1 protein-coding gene is annotated in these 881 nt (G+C 69.1%); it reads right to left on the bottom strand.

Going from position 1 to position 881, the window contains the following annotated elements; all coding sequences use genetic code 11:
- A partial coding sequence (locus ACFQSB_RS40180) for a sugar phosphate isomerase/epimerase family protein (RefSeq protein ID WP_380832607.1) occupies positions 1 to 881 on the bottom strand: 881 nt, incomplete at both ends.

Raw genomic sequence — 881 nt, 5'->3', positions numbered from 1 at the left:
GGGGTGATGGCGTTGAGGCCGCGGACGTAGGCCAGGGCCTCGGGGGCGCCGGCCAGGCGGTCCATGCCCGCGTCCTCCCATTCCACCGAGATCGGCCCGTCGTAGCCGATGGAGTTCAGCGCCCGGAAACAGTCCTCCCAGGGCACATCCCCCCGGCCGGTGGACACGAAGTCCCAGCCCCGGCGCAGGTCCGCCCACGGCAGGTGCGACGACAACCGGCCGCGGCGACCGTCACCGATCCGGACCTTGGCGTCCTTGCAGTCCACGTGGTAGATCCGGTCGGCGAAGTCCAGGATGAAGTTCACCGGGTCGATCTGCTGCCACACCATGTGCGAAGGGTCCCAGTTCAGACCGAACGCCGGACGGTGCCCGATCGCCTCCAGCGCGGCCACCGTGGTGTGGTAGTCGTAGGCGATCTCACTCGGGTGCACCTCGTGAGCGAACCGCACCCCCACCTCGTCGAACACGTCCAAGATCGGGTTCCACCGGTCGGCGAAGTCCTGATACCCCGCCTGGAGCATCGACGGCGGCACCGGCGGGAACATCGCCACCGTGTGCCAGATCGAGGACCCGGTGAAACCGACCACCGTGTCCACCCCGAGCTTGGCCGCCGCCCGGGCGGTGTCCTTGATCTCCTCGGCCGCCCGCGCGCGCACCCCCTCGGGCTCACCGTCGCCCCAGATCCGCGCGGGCAGGATGCCCTGGTGACGCGCGTCGATCGGACTGTCGCACACCGCCTGCCCGACCAGGTGGCTGGAGATCGTCCACACCTTCAGCCCGTGCTTGTCCAGCACCTCCAGCTTGCGCGGAATGTAGGAGTCATCCGCCAGCGCCTTGTCGACCTCGAAATGATCCCCCCAGCACGCGATCTCCAGGCCGTC

The sequence above is a fragment of the Sphaerisporangium rhizosphaerae genome (genome assembly GCF_042665155.1).
Lineage (GTDB): Bacteria > Actinomycetota > Actinomycetes > Streptosporangiales > Streptosporangiaceae > Sphaerisporangium > Sphaerisporangium rhizosphaerae.
This window is presented reverse-complemented; position numbering and strand designations above follow the sequence as displayed.